Here is a 20014-nt window from a genome sequence, read left to right as displayed (position 1 = left end):
CTCTCTCGCCTCCAACCCCCGGAGAACGACCATGACCAAGGAACTGCATCTCAGAAAATACCTTGTTGCCGGCGCGCTCGGCCTTGGCGCCGCCGGCGCGCTGGCGATGAGCATCGTCGTGCCGAGCCGACCCGCACACGCGCTCATCGTGTTCGATCCGTCGAACTACAGTCAGAATATCCTGACCGCGGCGCGGACGCTGACCCAGATCAACAACCAGATTCGCATGCTGCAGAACCAGGCGCAGAGCCTGATCAATCAGGCGAAGAACCTGACCCGGATCGACTTCCCGGAATTACAGGCATTGCAGCAGACGATCCAGCAGATCGACCAGCTGATGGGGCAGGCGCGCGGCATTCAGTTCCGCGTCGCCAATCTTGACCAGCAGTTCCGGTCGATGTTTCCGACGAGCTTCAATGCCGCGCTCGGCAACGATGCGCATGTCCTCGATGCCCGCGCCCGGCTCGATACCTCGATGGCAGCCTATAAGCAGACCATGTCGGTGCAGGCCCAGGTGGTCGAGGGCATCTCGGCGGATCAGGGCGTGCTCAACGGCATTGTCGCGCGCAGCCAGGGCGCCGAGGGCGGGCTCCAGGCGCAGCAGGCGACCAATCAGCTGCTCGCGCTCGTCGCCAAGCAGCAATTCCAGATCCAGACGCTGATGGCGGCGCAATATCGTGCCGATGCGATCGACCGAGCCAGTCGCATCCAGGGGCAAGGCGACGCACGCGCGGCGACCACCAGGTTCCTCGGCTCCGGCAACGCCTACACACCCCAATAGGCACTGCCGTCGAGACGGCGCCGGCCCGGCCTCGCCGCCGCCGTAGCTGCCGCGGGGTTCGCTAGTGCCCGCTCCCCCTCGGGCGAACCCCGCGGCTTTTTCCCCGATCAGGAGGATTGCGGACCCGTGCAGGACCTCAGCGTCATCGACCAGTTCATGGCCACGTTCGCCCGCTATATCGACAGCGGGTTCGGGCTGCTTGGGCCGGATGTCAGCTTCCTGAGCCGGACGCTGATCGCGCTCGATATCACGCTGGCGGGTTTGTTCTGGGCGCTCGGCGGCGAGGACAATGTCCTCGGCCGGCTGATCCGCAAGATCCTTTATATCGGCGCGTTCGCGTTCATCCTGAACAGCTTCTCGACATTGTCCGATATCGTCTTCCGCTCGTTCGCCCGTGCGGGGCTCACCGCCGGCGGCGCGTCGATGACCGCCGACGATTTGCTGAGGCCTGGGCGGCTCGCCGGCACCGGTTTCACCGCTGCCTGGCCGCTGCTCAATCAGGTGAACCAATATCTCGGGTTCACCACCTTCTTCGAGAATTTCCTGACGATCGCCGTGCTGCTGGTCGCCTGGGTGATCGTCATCCTCGCCTTCTTCATCCTTGCGGTGCAGATGTTCGTGACGATCCTCGAGTTCAAGCTGACCAGCCTGGCCGGCTTCATCCTCGTGCCGTTCGCGCTGTGGAACCGCACCAGCTTTCTCGCCGAGCGCGTGCTGGGCAATGTTGTGACCTCCGGGATCAAAGTGATGGTGCTGGCGGTCGTCGTCGGTATCGGTTCGAATTATTTCTCGCAGTTCACCACCGCCCTGCAGGGCCAGCAGCCGGATATCGCCCAGGCGATGAGTCTCGTCCTCGCGAGCCTCGCTCTGTTCGGCGCCGGCATCTTTGGTCCGAGCATCGCGTCGGGGCTGGTCGCGGGCGCTCCGCAGCTTGGCGCGGGCGCTGCGCTCGGCACGGCGGTCGGCGCTGGCGGCATCATGTACCTCGGTGGCGCCGGTGCGGTCGGGGCTGTCAGTGGTGTTGCCGCTGCCGGTCTTGGCGCGGTTCGTGCCGGCACCGCGATGGGTTCGGCGGCATCGACCGCTTATTCGCTCGGTCAGGAAGCGGCAGGCACATCCACCGTCGGCGCCGGGCTCGGCGGTGTCGCGACCGCCGCCGGCAGTGCTGCCCGGTCACGCATTTCCGCAGCGCTCGGCTTGGGCGAAGCGGCCGAGTCGGGGCGCCAGGCTGCGTTCCAGGCGATGGCGGGCAAATCCGCCGGTGCGGGTGGTACAGGCGGCGATCCGGCTACGATGCCCGCGTGGGCGCGCGAGATGAAGGCGCAGCAAACGACCCGCCATCACGGGCAGGCCGCGATGCACGCGATGCAGCAAGGCGATCGCGGCGGCCACGCCGCCACCCCCGACATCAAGGAAAGGGATAACTGACATGCTCTTCAAGCGAGCGGTGCAGCGCTATGGGCGAACTCCTGCACCGGAAACCCCCTATCAACGCGCCGGCCAGCTCTGGGATGAGCGGATCGGGTCCGCCCGCGTGCAGGCGCGCAACTGGCGATTGATGGCCTTTGGCGGTCTATTGCTCGCGACCGGACTGTCGAGCGCGCTGGTCTGGCAGTCGATGCAGAGCCGGGTCGTGCCGTACGTTGTGGCGGTCGATCGCCTTGGCCAGCCGCAGGCGATCGCGCCGGCTTCGGCCGAATACCGCCCCACCGATGCGCAGATAGCCTGGTTCCTTTCGCGGTTTATCACCGACATCCGCGCGCGGTCGCTCGACCCCGTGCTGATGCGCGAGAATTGGCTGCAGGCCTATGACTTCGCCTCGAAGCGCGGCGCGATTTTCCTCGGTGATTATGCGCGGACCGCCAATCCCTTCGCCGATGTCGGCGACAAGACCGTTTCGGTGCAGGTGACCAGTGTCGTTCGCGCGTCGGACACCAGCTTTCAGGTGAAGTGGACCGAGAGCGCTTATGTACGCGGCAGCCTTTCCGGCACGTCGCACTGGACCGCGATCCTGACCGTCACGCTCCAGCCTCCCAAAGATGCCGAGACGCTGCGCAAGAACCCGCTCGGCCTTTACGTCGACGCGATCGACTGGAGCCGGGAGCTAGAGCCGCCCGGCGTGGCGCCGGCGAAGGCCGCGACCTCGTCTGATGCTGGGCAGCCATCGAGCGCCGATCTCCCGCTGGGATCGCCGCTCGACCCGAGCCTTGCCGCCCCTCAACCGGAGAACGGCCAATGAAAACTCTTCTCCTCGCCGCCACCGCGCTCGCGGGTTCGCCTGCCGCCCCCGCGCAAACGGGGCAAAGCCCATCGCAGCCAGCCCAGGCTGCGGTCGCCACTGTAGCCCCGACATCGGCATCGACGCCGAACCTGTCGACGACTGCGGCCGGCGCGGTCTTTGCGCCGCCGATCGTGCAATCGTCCGAAGCGCGCACGCACACCGTGCCACCATCACCGGCCGAGCTTCGTGTGCGAGCAGCCAATCGCGCGGTGACGCGCGATCCGGCCGCGCTCGCATTCGTCAATGCCATCCAGGTCTATCCCTACGGCGAGGGGGTTCTCTATCGCCTGTTTGCCGCGCCGGAGCGGGTGACGGATATCGCGTTACAGCCAGGGGAGGCGGTCGTTTCGGTCGCGGCTGGCGACACCGTTCGATGGACCATCGGCGACACCACGAGCGGATCGGGCGAAGCAAAACGCGTCCACATTCTCGTGAAGCCCTTCTCGGCCGGCCTCGCGACCAACCTGATCATCACCACCGATCGCCGGACCTATCATCTCCAGATGGATAGCACTTCCGCGACCGCAATGGCGGCTGTCTCCTGGACCTATCCGCAGGACGAACTCATTGCGATTCGGCGCCAGCAGGCCGAGGCGCTCGAAGCCACCCCTGTCTCCTCAGGCCTTACGGTCGCGAGCCTCAACTTCGACTATGCGATCACCGGTGACACGCCGGACTGGCGGCCGCTGCGCGCATTCGACGACGGTCGCCAGACCTTCATCGAATTTCCCGCGAGTATCTCCGTCGGCGAGGCGCCGCCGCTGTTCGTGCTCGACGAGAAGGGCGAGGCGAGCCTCGTCAACTACCGGATGTCCGGCCGTTTCTATGTCGTCGACCGTCTCTTCGGTGCCGCCGAATTGCGGCTTGGCGCGAAGAAGCAATCGATCGTTCGAATCGCGCGGGCCACGCCCGCGCGGTCGGGCCGCCGGCGGGGGAGGGCATCGTGACCGACGATGTTGCCAAGCCAGGCACCGACACATCCGCGCCGGTTGAGAAGGGCAATCCCGAACCCGAATTGGGCGCCGCGCCGCAAAAGGTCGACCCTGAGACTTTGGTGCTGCGCGCGCGGGCAACGCGAGTCGTCCGGTTTCGTCGCGGCGCGGTCATCGGCATCGCCGCGGTGACGTCCACCGCGATGGTGGGCCTGACGCTGGTCGCGCTGAAACCCCGCCCGTTCCACGTGGTTGTGGACGGCCGCCGTGACGACCCGAGCGGCAAGGCGACCCCCGAGGCGCTTGCCAACGCGCCCAAGAACTATGGAGAAGCCCCGCAGCTCGGTCCGCCGATGCCCGGGGACCTCGGGCGACCGTTTCTTGAGCATGAGCGCAGACTTGGCAGGGCGCCGGCACCGGATCCGGCAGCCCAGGCGGCAGAGGCGGAGCGTCAACGCGTCGCCGCCGAGCAAAGAGCCGCCCAGGAATCAGGCGTAATGATCCAGATGGGGAGGGGAGATCGGTCGATCGGCCTTCCTGTCGAGTCTGCCGCGGCAGCTCCGCCGGCCGAGCGTCAGGACGGCAGGCTGGCGCTCGATCCCGAGCGCGATCCCGGTGGCCAGCAGCGCAAGGTCGATTTCGTCGCTGCCAGGGAATCGGGCGATGTCGTCAATCCGCATGCTCTGGTCGCCGCCCCATCGCCGTACACGATCAGCGCGGGCACGGTGATCGCGGCGAGCCTCATCACCGGGCTGAATTCTGACCTTCCCGGCCTCGTGACAGCCCAGGTCACCGAGAACTGCTATGACAGCGCGACCGGGCGCATCCTGCTCATCCCGCAGGGCTCGCGGCTGATCGGCAGCTACGACAGCATCGTCGCATTCGGACAGAAGCGCGCATTGGTCGTCTGGCAGCGGATCATTTTGCCCGACGGATCATCGATCCAGATCGATAACATGCCCGCGACGGACGCGGCGGGTTACGCCGGGCTTTCCGACAAGGTCGATCTGCACACCTGGCAGTTGCTCAAGGGAGTCGCGCTCTCGACTCTGCTGGGGGTCGGCACACAGCTGAGTTTCGGCAACGATAGCGATCTGGTTCGTGCGATCCGCGAGTCGACCCAGCAGAGCGCTTCCCGCGCCGGCGATCAGATCGTCATGAAGAACCTGAACGTGCAGCCCACGCTAAGGGTGCGTCCCGGCTGGCCACTTCGTCTGATGGTCCACAGGGATCTGATATTAACTCTGTCGGGGGAGCGTTGATATGGCTGGGATCAAGCTCGGCAAGCTGCCCGATCGAACGCCGGTAAAAGTGACGTTCAACGCCTCGCCGGCGCTCAAGCAGGCGCTCGACGATTACGCGGTACTCTATGAGGTGACCTATGGGCGCCGTGAGCCGATCAGCGATCTGGTGCCCGCCATGCTCGCCGCATTTCTTGAGGGCGACCGCGCGTTCGCGCGCGATCGAAAAGGTGCGAAGTGACCAATGATCAAGAGCCTGACCGCTTCATCCGGCTTGATGAGGTGAAGCGCAGGGTCGGCCTGGGCAAGACGATGATTTACGACCTGATCCGGGAGAGCAAGTTTCCGGCTCCGTACAAGATATCTCCGTGCGCCTCGCGCTGGAGCGATCGCGAAATCGTCGCCTGGATCAACGAGGTGAAAGACGGCTTCGAGGGTAAGCGACGCCGGGTTTGACGCGTTCGGACACGGTTTTGCGATGCCAATCCGAATCTATGCGGCGGTGCTCGCCGAAAAAACGCGCAAAGCGGGTTGCGCACCCGACACGAAAACGATGGGCACTGTAATCTTTATTCAAAGCCGGGAGGTCCGACACGCGCCGCGATCACGAACGCGCGTCACCTCGGAAGACATTACCCTGCGGCATCCATTGATGGCCGACAGCGCCTGCTATGAGGCTCGACATAGACGTCCCTTGGCCATCCAGTGTCAGTCGGCACGGGTGTGAGGAAAATCGCGTGCAGTTAAGGCGGCAAAAAATATAGGGTATTGCAAATTGACTGAGGGTTCGATAGAGATGCACGCAGTCGAGCTGAGACGTTAAGCCTCGGTTTTTAGACGAAGAGGTCGACGTGGTACTTTCCATGGTACTTTCGGAATTGTGATAATTCGAATCAAAGGCAAATCAATTACTTAAAGCCTGAGATCGAATCCCTCCGTCTCCGCCAGTTTTCCTTAAAATTCATGCAGTTAAAGTGGGTGTGCGGCTCGCCGGCCCCGGTTCTCCACGCGCTTTCGCGGCCAATTCCAGCGCATGATCGCGTCGAATCGTCGTCCCGCCCGTCCGCTTTGGGGGGGCGGACGGGCGGGAGTTTGACGCGACCGATCGCGCTTAACGTTCGATCTCGCCGATCTTTTGCCAGTGCGCGTGAAGCGCCGCGATATCGCCACTGGTGAGCAGCGGCATCGCCGCGTGGAGCTGGTCGTCAGTCCAGTCCCACCATTTCAGCGCGAGTAGCCGCGCGATATCGGCGTCGTCGAACCGTTTGCGGATGACCCGCGCGGGATTGCCGCCGACGATCGCATAAGGCTCGACATCGCGCGCCACCAGCGCGCGGGTTCCGATCACCGCGCCGTCGCCGATCGTCACGCCGGGCATGATGATCGCCTCCGAACCGATCCACACGTCGTTGCCGATGATCGTGTCGCCCGCCGGCTGGTAGCCGTTCGCCGCGCCGGCGAAGGCCGGCACCTCCGGCATCCAGAAAAAGGGAAAGGTGCTGATCCAGTCGTTCCGGTGGCCCTGGTTGCCTGCCATGATGAACGCGGCGCCCGATCCGATCGAGCAGAAGCTGCCGATGACGAGCTTGTCCGCGTCGGCATCGGGCAACAGGAAGCGGGCGCAGTCGTCGAAGCTGTGGCCGTGATAATAGCCGGAATAATAACTGTAGCGCCCGACCGAGATGTTGGGGTGGGTGACCTGACGATCGAGTGTGATGCCCTTGAACGGGCTTTCGAAGAAATTGCGCATTGAAAAATACCACCGAATGCTGGCCGCCGGTGTGGCAGCCGATCGCGCGTCGACGCACGCGCGGAGAATCCGGCGAGCCGATCGGGCCAGCCGGGGCAACGGCTTCCCGCGGCGAAACGCGGAAAGCGGATTCAGATGGTACAGTCTGCCGACTTCATCGCGGCATCATGCGCCGGATCGCACCTCGGACACAAGGACGCCCTGTTCCTTAGAAATCGAAGCCGGGCTGCTCGGGCTTCTTCGCTTCGGGCTTCTTCCCCGCGTCGACCGCGATCGACACGCCTTCGAGCTCGAGCATTCGCGCCTTGGAGAAGGAGCCGCCCGGCGCCGAAAACCCGCCGATCTTGCCGCCCGCGGCGGTGACGCGGTGACACGGGACGATCAGCGGGATCGGGTTGCTGGCCATCGCCTGGCCGACATCGCGCGCGAATTCCGGCCCCGCGCCAAGCTCCTTGGCGATCGCGCCATAAGTGGTGGTCTCGCCCCAGCCGAGCTTGCGCACCCGATCGTAGACGCGCGCGAAGAACGGTTCCTGTTCGCCGAGATCGATCGGCACATCGCCGAAATCGACGCGCTCGCCGGCGAAATAGCGACACGCTGCGTCGACGATCGCGCGGACCGGGGCGGGCGGGTCGACGATTGTCGCATCGGGCGCGCGCCGTAGCAGCGCCCAGCTCGCTTCGCGCGCGGTCCGCGCCGGCAGGCGAAAGCTCGATATGCCGCGATCATTCCATCCGATCGCGGCATGGCCCGCCGCGGTTTCGAAGACATGATAGCGGGTGGCAAGTGCTGGCTGAGTCACATCTAACCCCGATCGGCAACCTTGCCGATGTGGGACGGGATCGTCGAAACGTCCAGATCGCTCGCGGCCGCGATGATCGAGCGCAAGGAGCGGTTCGAGAACATCGCGCTGGATTTCCTGCTCGCGCGATAGCTAGCCCCTCGTCGTCCCGGCCGCTCGACAAACCGGACGCGCGGCTTCAACATCGTGCGCGCTCAACGGGCCGATGCGACGTGGAACGATCCAAACCCTTCAAACTGAAAATGCAGATTTTGTGCGGTGACGAAATCGCGTTCGGGCCGGGCAAGGCGGATCTGCTCGAGGCGATCGCGCGCGAAGGATCGATTTCGGGCGCCGGCCGGGCGCTGGGCATCAGCTATCGGCGGACGTGGCAATTGGTCGATATGATGAACCGCTGCTGGTCCGAGCGGCTGGTCGAGACGCTGCACGGCGGCGGGCGCGAGCGCGGTGCGCGGGTGACGCCGTTCGGCGAAAACGTGCTTGCGCATTATCGCCGGGCGGAAGCGCGCCTCGCCGAGGAAGCCGCGGCTAGCCTCGCGGGGCTGATGCGCGACCTGCGTCCGGCGCCGCTGCCGGCGAAAGCGGGCGCGGACAGCCCGGCGGCGGCAGCGACAAACGAGGATCGTGCAGGAAAGCCGCGTCGGTAAGCCCGGTCAGGAAATCCGCGAGCGCGGCGATCGTCGCGTCGTCCAGCCCGCGCGCGGTGTCGTGGCGGCGGATCGCATCGGCGAGCATCGGCGCGCTGCCGTCGTGGAGATAGGGGGCCGAGACCGCGACATTGCGCAGCCCGGGGGTCTTGAACCGCCCCGCGTCCGCCGCGCGTCCGGTGATTTCGGCGAGGCCCGTGTCGCGCGCATTCGCCGCGGGCGGGGCGATCGCGTGGAAGCGATCGTCGGTCAGGTCGGTGCCCGCATGGCAGGCCGTGCAACCCCGCGTCGCAAAGGCGCGCAGTCCTGCGCGTTGCGACGCGGATAAAGCATCCTGCCGCCCGGCGCGATAACGGTCATAGGGCGTGTCGCGCGAGATCATCGTGCGCTGGAACGCGGCGATCGCCGTCACAACCTGCGTGGCGTCGATCACCCCGCCGCTCGGGAAGGCGGCGCGGAATTGCGCGCGATAGCAGGCGTCGGCGCCCAGCCTTTTGCCGATCTCCGCCTCATGCCCCTTCATCCCCATCTCGATCGGATGCGTGCCGAACAACGGGATCGCGGCCTGCGCCTCCAGCGTCCGCACGCGCGGATCGCCCCAGGTCAGCGCGGCACGCGCGGCGACATTGGCGAGGCCCGGCACGTTGCGTCGACCCGGCGCGCCGGTGACGCCGGGATGCGTCGCATTGCCGTCGCTGAACCCGCGGCGCTGTTCGTGGCAGGTCGCGCAGGCCATCGTCCCGTCGACCGACAGATCGGCATCGTAGAACAGCCGCCGGCCCAGCTCGACCTTTGCCGCCGCCGTGTCGTCACGCGCGGCCGCCACCGCGATCGCGCTCGCAGCGAGCGCCGCCGCGGCCAGGAGCAAGCGAACCGGCATCGGCGATCAGGGCAAAGGTGCGATCAGCACCGTCAGTTCGGCCGTGGCATTGGCCGAGATCTGAAGCACGTAATCGCCCGGCTCGAGCGAGAAATCGACCATCTTGCGGATCGTCGAGCAGGCGGGGCCGTGGCCGTGCGCGGTCGAGACGACCGCCTTGCCGTCGCGCACCACATCGATCCACGCCGCTGAACCGAGCGCGACGCGATAGCCGCCCGCGCGCGCGATCGTGAATGCCAGCAACCCGCCGTGGCTCACGCTGCCGCCCGGCTTTTCGGGCTGGAGCGGGTAATGCACCGTCGGTGTCGGCAGCAACGTTACCGTCGCGGCCTTGCCCGGAACGAGCGTTGCGCGCGCCACCCCGTCGCGATCGGTGGCGGCGGCGAGCGGTGCGGGGGTCGCCCAGCCCGCCAAAGCCGCGGGCAGCGCGGGTTTCGCTTCCGCGGAGCAGGCGGGGGGCGTTTGCGCCGATGCCGCCGGCGCGGTCATCGCCATCATCGCCGCCGCCCATATCGCCCGCGTCCACTGCCGATCCATCTTTGCCCCCGTTTCGAATCCGATCTCTATATCTGGATATATACAGAGCTTCGATCGCGGTCTATGCGCGCCGGGCGAAACCGCGAGGGGGAATGCGATGCGAACGATCGTTGCCGGGCTGCTCGTGTCGAGCGCGATCGTCGCCGCCCCGCCGGCGCAGGCGCAGGACAATGACGCGGCGTTCGGCCTCGGCCAGATCGTCGTCACCGCGCCCAAGGTCGAGGGTGTGGCGATCGGCGGCGATACCCTGTCGTCGGATGCGATCTTCGCCTTCGATCGGCAGCGGCTCGACGATGCGGTGAACCTCATCCCCGGGGTCAATGCCTCGAACACCGGCGGATCGCGCAATGAACGGCTGATCCTGGTGCGCGGGTTCAACCGCTTCCAGGCGCCGCTGTCGATCGACGGCGTGCGCGTGTTTCTCCCTGCCGACAATCGGCTCGATTACGGCCGCTTCCTCACCAGCGACATCGCCGAGGTGCAGGTCGCCAAGGGCTATGCCTCGGTGCTCGACGGGCCCGACGGGATGGGCGGCGCGATCAACCTCGTGACGCGCAAGCCGGCCCGGCCGATCGAGGCGCAGGTGCAGGCGACGCTCAACCTCGGCCGCGCGGTGGACTATGCCGGCTATAATGTCGCCGGGCTGATCGGGACGCGGCAGGACAAATATTATGCGCAGGCGAGCTATGCGCGCAACGATACCGATCATTGGGATCTCGCCGGCGGCTTCGTCCCGACGCCGAGCGAGAATGGCGGGCGCCGCGACCTTTCGGCCGCGCGCGACTGGCGCGTGAACTTGAAGGCAGGGTTCACCCCCAATGTCACCGACGAATATTCGATCAGCTATACCAAGCAGAGCGGGATGAAGCTCGCCCCACTCAGCACCACCGATCCGGCGGCGATCCAGCGCGCTTGGACCTGGCCTTATTGGGATGTTTCCAGCGTCTATTTTCTGTCGACCACCGCTTTGGGCGAGATGGCGACGCTCAAGACCAAGATTTATTACAACCAGTTCGACAATCTGCTCAGCGCGTGGGACGACGCCAGCGAAACCACCCAGACCAGGCCGCGCGCGTTCAACAGTTTCTATCACGACAAGGCGTGGGGCGGATCGGCGCAGCTCGATCTGCGCCCGCTGCCCGGCGATACGCTGAGCCTCGCGGCCTTCTACCGCCGCGACAAGCATGTCGAATTCCAGCAAAGCTTCCCCGGCGGCGGGTTCGAGCCGCCGCAGACCTCGATCGAGGACGGCTATAGCATCGCGCTGCAGAATATCGCCGAGCTGGCGCCCGCGCTGACCTTCACCGCCGGCATCAGTTACGACTGGAAGGATCTGCGCCGCGCGGAGGATTACGCCAATAACGCCTTCGTCTTCTATCCGCTGGTCAATCATTCGGCGCTGAACGGGCAGGGGCGGCTGTCGTGGAAACCGTCCGAAACGAGCGAATTGCACGCCAGCATTTCCGATCGCACGCGCTTCCCGACCTTGTTCGAACGGTTCAGCTCGCGCTTCGGCGGGGCGGTGTCCAACGCCAATCTCCGGCCCGAGCGTGCGGTGAATTACGAGATCGGCGGATCGCGCCGCTTCGGCATCTGGCGCGCGGAGGGGGCAATCTTCTATTCGCACCTCACCGACGTGATCGTCGCCGAACCGTTCATCTTCACGAGCTGCACCCCCGCCGGGGTCTGCACGCAGAATCCGGTGACCAAGAGCTTCAACCTCGGCCGCGGCAATTTCTACGGCGGCGAGCTGTCGGTCACCGCGCAGCTTCTCCCCGGCCTCGCGATCGGCGGCAATTATACCTACACGCATCGCGACTTGCGCGATCCCGGCGTACCGATCTTCCGCCCGACCGACGTGCCGACGCACAAGGCGTTCATCTATGCCGATTGGTCGCCGGTCGCCGCGGTGCATGTGCGGCCGAGCGCCGATATCGCCTCCGATCGCTGGACGGTGAATACCGCCGGCACCGCTTATTTCCGCACCGGGAATTATGTCGACGTGGGGCTTGCCGCCGATTGGGATGTCTCGCGCCGGCTGACGATCGGGGTGGGCGCGCGCAACCTGCTCGATCGGAATTACCAGCTCGCGGCGGGCTACCCCGAGCCGGGGCGCAGCTTCTTCGCGCGTGTTGCGGCGCGCTACTGACGCGTATCGACCGCAATCCAGTTGGTTTCCCAGCTTCGGCCGTTATCCGCGGAATAAGCCTGTTCGAAACGGGCTTCTTTCGCGGCCGCCGTGATCACGAAGCGGACGAGGATCGCGCGCCCGTCGAGCGTATCGTGCGCATAGAACAGCCCGCGGCCGTGATCGTCGAAGCCGCCGTAAACCGGGGTCGTCAGCGTGCCGCTGCGTGCATTGGCGTAGTTGAGGCTCCATTGCCGCGATCGCGGATCATACAGCCGCAGCGCCGCGCCCTCGATGCGCCCGGCGGTGCCCGAGACCGACAGTTCGACGAGATTGAACCGGCCATCGAGGATCGGGCGGACCACGCTCGTTCCCTGATAATCGGCCCAATCCGGCGCGGCGCCCGACAGCGGATTGCGCAGTAGCCGCAGCCGCGTGGTCCAGGTGCCGAATTCCCAGTCGAAGTCGTGGCGACCGTCGCGGCTGGCCTGGGCCTTGGCGGGATCGGGCGGCGGTGGCGTCTGTGCGACTGCACTCCCGGCGATCAGCGCAGTAACGGTGCAGATCAACGTCGATTTTCGCATCGGTCGTCGCTCTTTGCTGTGTCGGGCGCGATATAGGGCAAATCCCGCTGCCCCGGAAGCGCGCCGGCCGCCCGCTGACAATGCCGGCGCATCCGGCTAGGGCGAACCTCCGGTCCCGGAGAATCACTGAATGTCGTCGATCGATTTTACCGCTTTCGCATCGCGCACGCTGGACGATGCGACGATCCCCGAACTGCCGAACCATTATCGCGGCAAGGTGCGCGACAATTACGATCTGGCCGACGGGCGGCGGATCATCATCGCCAGCGACCGGCTGAGCGCGTTCGATCGCATCCTGTGCGCGATCCCGTTCAAGGGCGAGGTGCTGACGCAGACCGCGCGTTTCTGGTTCGAGCAGACTGCGGACATCTGCGCCAATCACGTCCTCGATTATCCCGATCCCAACGTCCTCATCTGCCGCCGGCTCGACATCCTGCCGGTCGAGATCGTCGTGCGCGGTTATCTCGCGGGGACCACGGGCACCTCGATCCTGACCCTCTACAAAAAGGGCCAGCGCACGATGTACGGCATGACGCTGCCCGATGGCCTGCGCGACAATGCCCGGCTCGCCGCGCCGATCATCACGCCGACGAGCAAGGAATTCGACGGCGGGCATGACGAGCCGTTGACCCCCGCCGAAATCCTCGAGCGCAAGCTCCTGACCCCGGCGCAATGGGACGAGCTGAGCGCGACCGCGCTGGCGCTGTTCGCGCGCGGGCAGAAAATGGCGGAAGCGCGCGGGCTGATCCTCGCCGACACCAAATATGAGTTCGGCGTCACCCCCGACGGCACGATCGTCCTCGCGGACGAAATCCATACGCCGGACAGCAGCCGTTACTGGCGGCAGGCGACCTATCAGGCGCAATTCGAGGCCGGCGAGCGGCCCGACAGCTTCGACAAGGATTTCGTGCGCTCGTGGGTCGGGGCGCGGTGCGATCCCTATCATGATCCGATCCCGGCCATCCCGCGGGACCTGATCACCGGCACCGCCGCGGTCTATGCCGAGGCGTTCGAGACGATCACCGGCAAGACCTTCGCACCCGATCTCGGCGGCGCGACGGTGCTGGAACGCATCCGCGCGCGGCTGGCGCCGCTGTTCGGCGCCGGGTGAATCACAATATCGGGCGCACGACAGGATCCGCCCCGGCGTAGGCCGGGGCCCAGTTACGAGCGGCCCGATGCTGGACCCCGGCCTTCGTGGTCCCCGCAAAGTATTACTTTGCGGGGTGCCCCTTCGCCGGGGCGGAAAAGCGAACGCACGATGCGCTAGTGGTGAGAACACAACGGATGGTTCCCGCTTCTCTCAGCCGTCATGCCGGGCTTGACCCGGCATCCAGAGTTTCAGGCGGTGTCCTTTGTGGCTCTGGATGCCGGGTCAAGCCCGGCATGACGGGAAAGGATTCCGGGACTCCTCCGTCTGAATCAATCCACTAGCGGCGGTAACCGAAGCGGCTGCTCTCGAACGATACCACGGCACCGGCATTGTCGCCGAGCGGGATCGCCGCGGTGCCATAGATGCCGCGCGTGCCGTAGGAGCCGATCATCATCCCCACTTCGCCGTGGATTCCGCGATCCATGCGCTGCGACTGGGTCAGTTCGCCCCGCGCGGCGGCGGCGCTGTCCACCGTGTTGCGATCGAGGATCGCGTTGCGCTGTTCGTCGGTGAGGCGAACGGTGTCGGCGTCGCCGGCGGCGGGCGCCGGCGCCGTTTGTGCGAGCGACGGCACCGCTCCTACAAGGGCGAACGCAGTCGCGAACACACGGAAGCCGAGCGGCGTGGGGCGAGTCATGGCGCCCTTCTTATACCGTCCAACCCGACTGGCAAATGAACGACACGCGGTGTCGATCACGGCTTCACGAGATGGAAGGTCTCATAAGGCATCGAGGCGAAGGACAGGCGCGGGTCCTGGCTGTCGCCGAAGAACTTGATCCGATCGTACGGACCGCCGGCACGCGCGCCGGTGATTTCCTCATATTCCGCCGGCCCGATCTGCTCATAGGCGGTCTTGCGCCCCGCCGCGGTGACGGTGACGATATGCGCGCCGCTCGCCTCGACCTTGATGTCGTTCTCGGGCTCCGGCGGCGCCGAATAATCGCGGCGGTTGGCGCGATAGCTGCCGAGCACCGGTGCCGATTTGCCCGTGTAGCGCGGCGCGGGCGCCTGGGGAAACAGCCGCCCGATCAACGCGTTGCGCAGCTCGGTCCGCGCGATCCCGCTTTCTGGGCCGCCGGTGAACGAGATGAAGAGACCGATGTTGCGTTCGGGCGCGATGACGAGATCCGAATGGAAGTCGACCGTGTTCCCGGCATGCCCCACCATTCGCGGCCCGGCCTGACGCTCGACGAGGAAGCCGTGCGCCATCCCCGGCAGGCCGGGGACATTGGCGTAAAGATCGCTTTCGAGCAGCGCGACCGATTGCGCGCTGAGGATGCGCTTGCCGTCCAGCGCGCCGCCCCCGAGCAGCGCCAGCATGAACCGCGCCATATCCGGCGCGGTCGCGCTCGCCGAGCCCGCCGGCATGATCGAGCTGAGATATTCATAAGGCTTGGGGACGAGCTGCCCGTCGACCCATTTGTGCCCGTCCGCCATCCGCGCGGCGAGCGCCGGGGGCAGAGGCTCGCGGAAGGTGGTCGAGGTCATGCCCAGCGGGGCAAAGATGTGACGCTCGACATAATCGGGATAGGCCTCGCCCGATACGCGCTCGACGATATAGCCGGCGAGCGCGGCGCCATAGTTCGAATAAGCGATCTCGGTCCCCGGCGCCCACAGCCGCTGCGGAATATGCGCCTTGATCCACTGCTGATAGGGGGTGATCTTGTCGGGGCTGTCGAACAGGAAGCCGCCGAGATCGCTCATCCCCGGGCTGTGCGACATCAGATCGCGCACGCGGATCGGTGCGCCGTTGAAATCGGGGATGCGATAATCGAGGTAGCGGTTGACGTCGGCATCGAGGTCGACCTTCCCCGCCTCGATCTGCTGCATCAGCGCGACCCAGGTGAACAGCTTGGAGACCGATCCGGGGCGAAACAGGGTGCGCGCGCCGTCGACCGGCACCTGCTTGGCGACATTGGCGAAACCATAGCCGCGGGTGAACAGCACGCGGCCGTCCGCCACCACCGTCACCACCGCGCCCGCTACCTGTCGGCTGGCGATCTGCCCGGCGACGACCCCGTCGACGAAATCGGGGAGCCCGGCGAGCCGATCGGCCTGAACCGCCGGCGCCGGCCGGGGCGGTTCGGCGAAAGCGAGCGACGATGAACAGGCAAGCGCGGCGCAGGTAAGAGCGCGAATCCAGGGCATCAGAATTCTCCGAACGAAATGAAGAGGGCGCGGCTCACGGTACGCCGAGGCAGCTCGCAACCAGTTGGTCGAAGGCGGCACCGCGCCGGATCGGGTCCGCAACCGGAAGCCCGAGCCGCTCCGCATCGCGCGCCATCAACGCCGCGGCGGCATCGGCGTCGAGCGCGGCGGTATTATAGGCGAAGCCGGCGCAGCGGATCGCGGGGTTGGTCCGCCGCCCGAGCGCGATCGTCAGGTCGACGATCTCCTCGACGGTCGGCACGCCATAATCGGGAACGCCGAGCAGGTGCGCGCGCCCCGGTTCGTGGCAGACGACGAACACGTCGGGCTGGCTGCCGTGGAGCAGCCCCAGCGATACCGCGGCATAGGCCGGATGCAGCAACGATCCCTGGCCCTCGATCACGTCCCAATGATCGGGCGCGGCGTCGGGCGACAGCGATTCCGCCGCGCCGGCCTCGAAATCGGAGACGATCGAATCCATCGGTATCCCGCCGCCCGCGATCATGATCCCGGTCTGCCCGCTGGCGCGAAAATCGACCGCGACGCCGCGCGCGGCAAAGGCGTCGGCGAGCGCTAGGGCAGTATATTTCTTGCCGAGCGCGCAATCGGTGCCGACCGTCAGCAGCCGCTTGCCGCTGCGCTTGCGCCCGGTGGCGATCGGTAGCCCGGCGGGCGGGGTGCGCACGTCGAACAGCCGGCGGCCATGATCTTGTGCGGCTTGCGCGAGGCCGGGCACATCGGTGAGCCGGCTGTGCATCCCGGCGATCAGATCGAGCCCGGCGGCGAGCGCCTCGATCAGCGCGGGCCGCCAATGCGGCGGGATCACGCCGCCGCGGTTGGCGACGGCGATCACCATCGCCTTCGCGCCCCTCGCCGCAGCGTCAGCGGGGGAGAGCTGCGGCAGCCCGGTGCGCACCGCGGCGGGATCGCAGGCATATTCGCCGATGCATTTGTCGGCGGCCCAGTCTCGCAATCCGAATGCGGTCTTGGCGAAGCCGGGTTCGACGACGTCGCCGACGAACAGAAGATAGGGAGAAGGAAGTTCAGTCGCGTTGTTATTATTATCCAGGCTCATCCGGTCATCCTCTCGACGTGGCATAGATGGTGGCGATCATCCTGCATGACCGCCACCACGCTTCGTCAATATTTCGTCGAGATCGACAGGAGGCTGTAGCTGTAGCTGACGTAAAGGATGATCAGCGTCGCGAGGAGGATGAGCACCGCCCAGAGCTTGCTCGTCCACTTGCGCCCGTCGCGCTGCGCCAGCCAGAGGTTCCAGCCGGCAACGCCCACCGCGCCGATCAGCACCACGATGCTGAGGATCTGGAGCAGCACCAGATACGGATCGAGCACGCCCGACAGGTTGCGCAGATTGGCGAACATCGCGGTGATCATCGCCGCCCAGCCGATCACCACGCCGACGACCAGCCCGGCGGCGATCCGCGTCGCGCGATAGATGGTGAGCGGGCGACCCGAGAGGTTGAGCGAGGCCTTGTAGCGGCGCCGGATCGCCCAGCCGATCGGCCATGCGAGGAAGGTCAGCGCAAGAATCGCGAGGCTGAGATAGGTCGCCGGCGTCAGCCACGACGGCGAGATGCTCGCGGGAACGCGATCGAACACCATGAACGGCGAGATGCCGCCGATGCTCCAGCGGACGACCTTGCCGTCGACCACCTTCGCGGCGAGCTGTTCATGACCGAAGCGGTCGCGCCACACGAACGGCGCGACCTCGACCCATTCGCGCGGGCGGCCGCCGGGCGTCTTGAGCGACGGCACCACCAGATTGCCCTTTTCGTCGACTGTCACCTCGGTCGGCCCGAGCAGCCCGGCGAGCGCGAGGAAATTGGTTTCTGAGCGGCGGCTGTTGCGCCACGTCCCGGCCATCATCTGCGCATGCTGTTTCGCGGTCTGCGCATCGACCCGCGCGGTCACCGGCTTGCCGGGGAAATAGCGATCGGCGAAATCCTCGAACAGGCTGGTGCGCAGCGCGCCGACCGCGCCCATCTTCCCCGGGCTGTTGAACGACACGTACAGCCCGACATGATCGTTGATGAACAGATGCAGCGAGGTGTGGAACGCCACGGTATCGCCGAGATGCGCGATCACCTCATGCCCGTTCACATTGGTCTCGAAAAAGCCGAGCTCCATCCGGTTGAGCGGCGGGATCAGCGATTGCGGGTTCACCTTGTCGAGCGGGCTATTGTGCATCATCGCCGCGATCTGCGGGCTGAGGATGCGCTTGCCGCCCAGTTCGCCGCCCTGCAGATGGGCGAGCATGAACTTCGCCATATCGACGCCCGAGGCGGAGAGCGACCCGGCCGGCGCGGGGCCGACCAGTTCGAACGCTGCGGCGGTGCCTGGCTTGGGATAGCCCGTCGCCATCTGCCCGACGAGCTGCTTGGGGAGCGGCTGGCGGAAGGTCGCGTTGGTCATGCCGAGCGGGGCGAAGATGTGGCTGTCGACATAATCGTCGAACGACTGGCCCGAGGCGCGCTCGACGATATAGGCCGCCAGCGCGGTCGCCCAGTTCGAATAGGCCGGAGTGGTGCCCGCATCATAGATGCGCACGGGCTGCGACGCCTTGAGGAAATCGCCGAGCGGGCGCAGGTGATCGGGATCGTAGAAGATCACGTCCTTGCCGGTTTCCTCGAACCCGGCGGTGTGCGTCATGATCTGGCGCAGCGTGACCGGCTGGCCGTTGCGCGGCGGAATCTTGAAATCGATGTAGCGATTGACGTCGGCATCGAGATCGAGCTTGCCCGCCTCGACCTGCTGCATCACCGCCGTCCAGGTGACGAGCTTGGAGACCGAGCCGGGGCGGAACAAGGTGCGATAGGGATCGACCGGGGTGCGCTTGGCGACATCGGCATAGCCGAAGCCGCGCGCGGTGAGCAGCTGCCCGTCCTTGACCACCGTCACCACCGCGCCGGGGATGTCGCCGCTGCGCAGCGCATAGGGCATATAGCCGTCGAGCCAGACGTCGACGTCGCTCTTGGTCAGCGCCGCGCCGGCCGGAAGCGCGGGGGTAATGGCTGCCGCGGGGGCGGGGGTGTTCGGGGCTGGTTTGTTATTCCCTTGGGCGAGCGCGGCGCTGGCGACCAGCGCCACCGCCCCTAATGCCCAGGTCCGCATCGACCGCATTCTCTCTCTCCCTGTTCTGCCCGTGGCGCGCGATTTGGCCCCATCGGGAGAAATGTGCCGATAGTTTGGCAATAGCAGGATGTATGATCCTAATCGGAGAAATATGTCAATCCGGGACCTTCTTCGGAAACGGAGGAGATTGCGTCGCCAAGCGCAACGATGCTACGCGCATCTCCAATTAGAGACTGGGATGATGAGCGAATGGCGAAGCGACGCTCGACGTTAGGCGCGGTGATCAGGCAGTTGCGCGACAGCAACGGATGGACGCTGCGCGAGATGAGCGAGCGCACCGGCATCCCGGTCTCCACCTTGTCCAAGGTCGAGCACAACCGGCTGACGTTGACCTACGACAAGCTGCAGGAGCTGAGCGTCAGGCTCAACATCCGCATGTCCGATCTGTTCGCCGAAAGCGACGCCGCGCCGGAAGCGGCGCCGGTGACCGCGCGGCGCAGCATCGGCACGCGCGAGAATGCCTTCCGCGTGCAGACCGCCAATTACGATTATTATTATCTCTGCACCGAATTGCGCCGCAAAAGGATGATTCCGAATATCACGACGATCCGCGCGCGGACGCTCGAGGAATTCGGCGAGCTCGTCCACCACGGCGGCGAGGAATTCATCTTCGTGCTCAAGGGCAGCATCGTCGTCCACACCGAATTCTACGATCCGGTGACGCTCGAACAGGGGCAGTCGATCTATATCGATTCGAACATGGGCCACGCCTATCTCGCCGCGCCCGATTGCGACGAGGCGGTGACGCTGGCGGTGATGTCCAGCGCGGACGACGACCTGATGGATTCGCTCCTCAACATCCACGGCGAACGCTGAGGCTATTCTTCCTCTGACTCCCCTCCCTCGTGAAGGGAGGGGCTGGGGGTGGGTGGGTATGAGGCGGGTGCTGCGGTATCCCCCACACCAACCCACCCCCGACCCCTTGTATGTTGAAGGTTGCCCGATCTGATTGGAGGATGGGGTGATCGCCGGGGGTGGCCACCCCCGGCGATCGGGC

20 protein-coding genes are annotated in these 20014 nt (G+C 66.0%); 11 read left to right on the top strand and 9 right to left on the bottom strand.

The annotated features are described in order from the left end of the window. The first annotated feature begins 31 nt into the window (after positions 1-31). The 7 genes from trbJ (at position 32) to BGN95_RS21065 (ending at position 5691) form a co-directional block, all read left to right on the top strand. Positions 32-781 (top strand): P-type conjugative transfer protein TrbJ, encoded by a 750-nt coding sequence (trbJ, locus tag BGN95_RS21095; RefSeq protein ID WP_286773906.1) that lies wholly within the window; start codon positions 32-34, stop codon positions 779-781. A 126-nt stretch (positions 782-907) separates the two neighbouring features. After that, positions 908-2209: a P-type conjugative transfer protein TrbL gene (gene trbL, locus BGN95_RS21090; RefSeq protein WP_286773905.1), complete on the top strand. Its 1302-nt coding sequence runs from the start codon at positions 908-910 to the stop codon at positions 2207-2209. Position 2210: 1 nt separating this feature from the next. Then, the gene (trbF, locus tag BGN95_RS21085) at positions 2211-3020 is read left to right on the top strand and encodes a conjugal transfer protein TrbF (protein ID WP_286773904.1); all 810 of its coding nucleotides are present in this window, start codon (positions 2211-2213) and stop codon (positions 3018-3020) included. Further along, positions 3017-4009 (top strand): P-type conjugative transfer protein TrbG, encoded by a 993-nt coding sequence (gene trbG / locus BGN95_RS21080; protein ID WP_286773903.1) that lies wholly within the window; start codon positions 3017-3019, stop codon positions 4007-4009. The genes trbF and trbG overlap by 4 nt, the downstream gene beginning before the upstream one ends. Continuing rightward, positions 4006-5256: a TraB/TrbI/VirB10 family type IV secretion system protein gene (locus tag BGN95_RS21075; protein WP_502688329.1), complete on the top strand. Its 1251-nt coding sequence runs from the start codon at positions 4006-4008 to the stop codon at positions 5254-5256. Before trbG ends, BGN95_RS21075 begins: the two co-directional genes overlap by 4 nt. Before the next feature lies 1 nt (position 5257). After that, positions 5258-5476, top strand: coding sequence for a DUF2274 domain-containing protein (locus tag BGN95_RS21070; RefSeq protein ID WP_286773902.1), 219 nt, complete (start codon positions 5258-5260; stop codon positions 5474-5476). Next, entirely contained in the window at positions 5473-5691 is a 219-nt protein-coding gene (locus BGN95_RS21065; protein ID WP_286773901.1) for a helix-turn-helix transcriptional regulator, read from the top strand. Before BGN95_RS21070 ends, BGN95_RS21065 begins: the two co-directional genes overlap by 4 nt. Before the next feature lie 655 nt (positions 5692-6346). Here BGN95_RS21065 and catB read toward each other — a convergent pair. Continuing rightward, positions 6347-6985 (bottom strand): type B chloramphenicol O-acetyltransferase, encoded by a 639-nt coding sequence (gene catB, locus BGN95_RS21060; RefSeq protein WP_179511008.1) that lies wholly within the window; start codon positions 6983-6985, stop codon positions 6347-6349. 208 nt (positions 6986-7193) lie between these two features. After that, on the bottom strand, positions 7194-7787 hold the full coding sequence (locus tag BGN95_RS21055) for a methylated-DNA--[protein]-cysteine S-methyltransferase (RefSeq protein ID WP_179511009.1): 594 nt from the start codon (positions 7785-7787) through the stop codon (positions 7194-7196). Between the two features lie 242 nt (positions 7788-8029). Between BGN95_RS21055 and BGN95_RS21050 the strand changes: the two genes are divergently transcribed. After that, positions 8030-8434 carry a winged helix-turn-helix domain-containing protein gene (locus BGN95_RS21050; RefSeq protein ID WP_179511010.1) on the top strand — a complete coding sequence of 135 codons (405 nt, stop codon included), beginning with the start codon at positions 8030-8032 and terminating at the stop codon, positions 8432-8434. On the opposite strand, the gene BGN95_RS21045 is transcribed toward BGN95_RS21050, so the two are convergent. Both BGN95_RS21045 and BGN95_RS21040 read right to left on the bottom strand, forming a co-directional pair. Then, positions 8316-9302, bottom strand: coding sequence for a cytochrome-c peroxidase (locus tag BGN95_RS21045; RefSeq protein ID WP_286773900.1), 987 nt, complete (start codon positions 9300-9302; stop codon positions 8316-8318). The two genes, BGN95_RS21050 and BGN95_RS21045, sit on opposite strands and share 119 nt — an antisense overlap. 18 nt (positions 9303-9320) lie before the next feature. Further along, entirely contained in the window at positions 9321-9851 is a 531-nt protein-coding gene (locus BGN95_RS21040; protein ID WP_265313221.1) for a hypothetical protein, read from the bottom strand. Between the two features lie 97 nt (positions 9852-9948). Here BGN95_RS21040 and BGN95_RS21035 point away from each other — a divergent pair, with 97 nt between their 5' ends. After that, positions 9949-12000 carry a TonB-dependent receptor plug domain-containing protein gene (locus BGN95_RS21035; RefSeq protein ID WP_286773899.1) on the top strand — a complete coding sequence of 684 codons (2052 nt, stop codon included), beginning with the start codon at positions 9949-9951 and terminating at the stop codon, positions 11998-12000. Here BGN95_RS21035 and BGN95_RS21030 read toward each other — a convergent pair. Continuing rightward, on the bottom strand, positions 11994-12563 hold the full coding sequence (locus BGN95_RS21030; RefSeq protein ID WP_286773898.1) for a hypothetical protein: 570 nt from the start codon (positions 12561-12563) through the stop codon (positions 11994-11996). The two genes, BGN95_RS21035 and BGN95_RS21030, sit on opposite strands and share 7 nt — an antisense overlap. Before the next feature lie 130 nt (positions 12564-12693). On the opposite strand from BGN95_RS21030, the gene BGN95_RS21025 reads away from it, so the two are divergent. Continuing rightward, complete coding sequence (locus tag BGN95_RS21025; protein WP_286773897.1) at positions 12694-13674, top strand: phosphoribosylaminoimidazolesuccinocarboxamide synthase; 981 nt, start codon at positions 12694-12696, stop codon at positions 13672-13674. 319 nt (positions 13675-13993) lie between these two features. On the opposite strand, the gene BGN95_RS21020 is transcribed toward BGN95_RS21025, so the two are convergent. The 4 genes from BGN95_RS21020 to BGN95_RS21005 form a co-directional block, all read right to left on the bottom strand. Continuing rightward, positions 13994-14353 (bottom strand): hypothetical protein, encoded by a 360-nt coding sequence (locus tag BGN95_RS21020; protein WP_265313218.1) that lies wholly within the window; start codon positions 14351-14353, stop codon positions 13994-13996. A 56-nt stretch (positions 14354-14409) separates the two neighbouring features. Continuing rightward, on the bottom strand, positions 14410-15864 hold the full coding sequence (locus BGN95_RS21015; RefSeq protein WP_286773896.1) for a serine hydrolase domain-containing protein: 1455 nt from the start codon (positions 15862-15864) through the stop codon (positions 14410-14412). Between the two features lie 34 nt (positions 15865-15898). Next, positions 15899-16939, bottom strand: a complete 1041-nt coding sequence (locus BGN95_RS21010; protein ID WP_265268550.1) for an N-acetyltransferase DgcN family protein — start codon at positions 16937-16939, stop codon at positions 15899-15901. 65 nt (positions 16940-17004) lie between these two features. Beyond that, a complete protein-coding gene (locus BGN95_RS21005) occupies positions 17005-19005 on the bottom strand; it encodes a serine hydrolase domain-containing protein (protein WP_286773895.1) in 2001 nt (666 codons plus the stop codon). Positions 19006-19206: 201 nt separating this feature from the next. Here BGN95_RS21005 and BGN95_RS21000 point away from each other — a divergent pair, with 201 nt between their 5' ends. After that, positions 19207-19833 carry a helix-turn-helix domain-containing protein gene (locus BGN95_RS21000; RefSeq protein ID WP_265268552.1) on the top strand — a complete coding sequence of 209 codons (627 nt, stop codon included), beginning with the start codon at positions 19207-19209 and terminating at the stop codon, positions 19831-19833. Positions 19834-20014: the final 181 nt, after the last annotated feature.

Source organism: Sphingomonas sp. 66-10, from assembly GCF_001897045.1.
Classification (GTDB): Bacteria; Pseudomonadota; Alphaproteobacteria; order Sphingomonadales; family Sphingomonadaceae; genus Sphingomonas; species Sphingomonas lycopersici.
The sequence above is the reverse complement of the archived record's forward strand: the minus strand, read 5'-3'. Positions and strand labels throughout refer to the sequence as shown.

Coding starts and splice junctions, on each gene's coding strand:
- trbJ (WP_286773906.1), top strand. CDS start 32: ATGACCAAGGAACTGCATCTCAGAAAATACCTTGTTGCCGGCGCGCTC.
- trbF (WP_286773904.1), top strand. CDS start 2,211: ATGCTCTTCAAGCGAGCGGTGCAGCGCTATGGGCGAACTCCTGCACCG.
- trbG (WP_286773903.1), top strand. CDS start 3,017: ATGAAAACTCTTCTCCTCGCCGCCACCGCGCTCGCGGGTTCGCCTGCC.
- BGN95_RS21070 (WP_286773902.1), top strand. CDS start 5,258: ATGGCTGGGATCAAGCTCGGCAAGCTGCCCGATCGAACGCCGGTAAAA.
- catB (WP_179511008.1), bottom strand. CDS start 6,985: ATGCGCAATTTCTTCGAAAGCCCGTTCAAGGGCATCACACTCGATCGT.
- BGN95_RS21050 (WP_179511010.1), top strand. CDS start 8,030: ATGCAGATTTTGTGCGGTGACGAAATCGCGTTCGGGCCGGGCAAGGCG.
- BGN95_RS21040 (WP_265313221.1), bottom strand. CDS start 9,851: ATGGATCGGCAGTGGACGCGGGCGATATGGGCGGCGGCGATGATGGCG.
- BGN95_RS21035 (WP_286773899.1), top strand. CDS start 9,949: ATGCGAACGATCGTTGCCGGGCTGCTCGTGTCGAGCGCGATCGTCGCC.
- BGN95_RS21030 (WP_286773898.1), bottom strand. CDS start 12,563: ATGCGAAAATCGACGTTGATCTGCACCGTTACTGCGCTGATCGCCGGG.
- BGN95_RS21025 (WP_286773897.1), top strand. CDS start 12,694: ATGTCGTCGATCGATTTTACCGCTTTCGCATCGCGCACGCTGGACGAT.
- BGN95_RS21020 (WP_265313218.1), bottom strand. CDS start 14,353: ATGACTCGCCCCACGCCGCTCGGCTTCCGTGTGTTCGCGACTGCGTTC.
- BGN95_RS21015 (WP_286773896.1), bottom strand. CDS start 15,864: ATGCCCTGGATTCGCGCTCTTACCTGCGCCGCGCTTGCCTGTTCATCG.
- BGN95_RS21010 (WP_265268550.1), bottom strand. CDS start 16,939: ATGAGCCTGGATAATAATAACAACGCGACTGAACTTCCTTCTCCCTAT.
- BGN95_RS21005 (WP_286773895.1), bottom strand. CDS start 19,005: ATGCGGTCGATGCGGACCTGGGCATTAGGGGCGGTGGCGCTGGTCGCC.
- BGN95_RS21000 (WP_265268552.1), top strand. CDS start 19,207: ATGGCGAAGCGACGCTCGACGTTAGGCGCGGTGATCAGGCAGTTGCGC.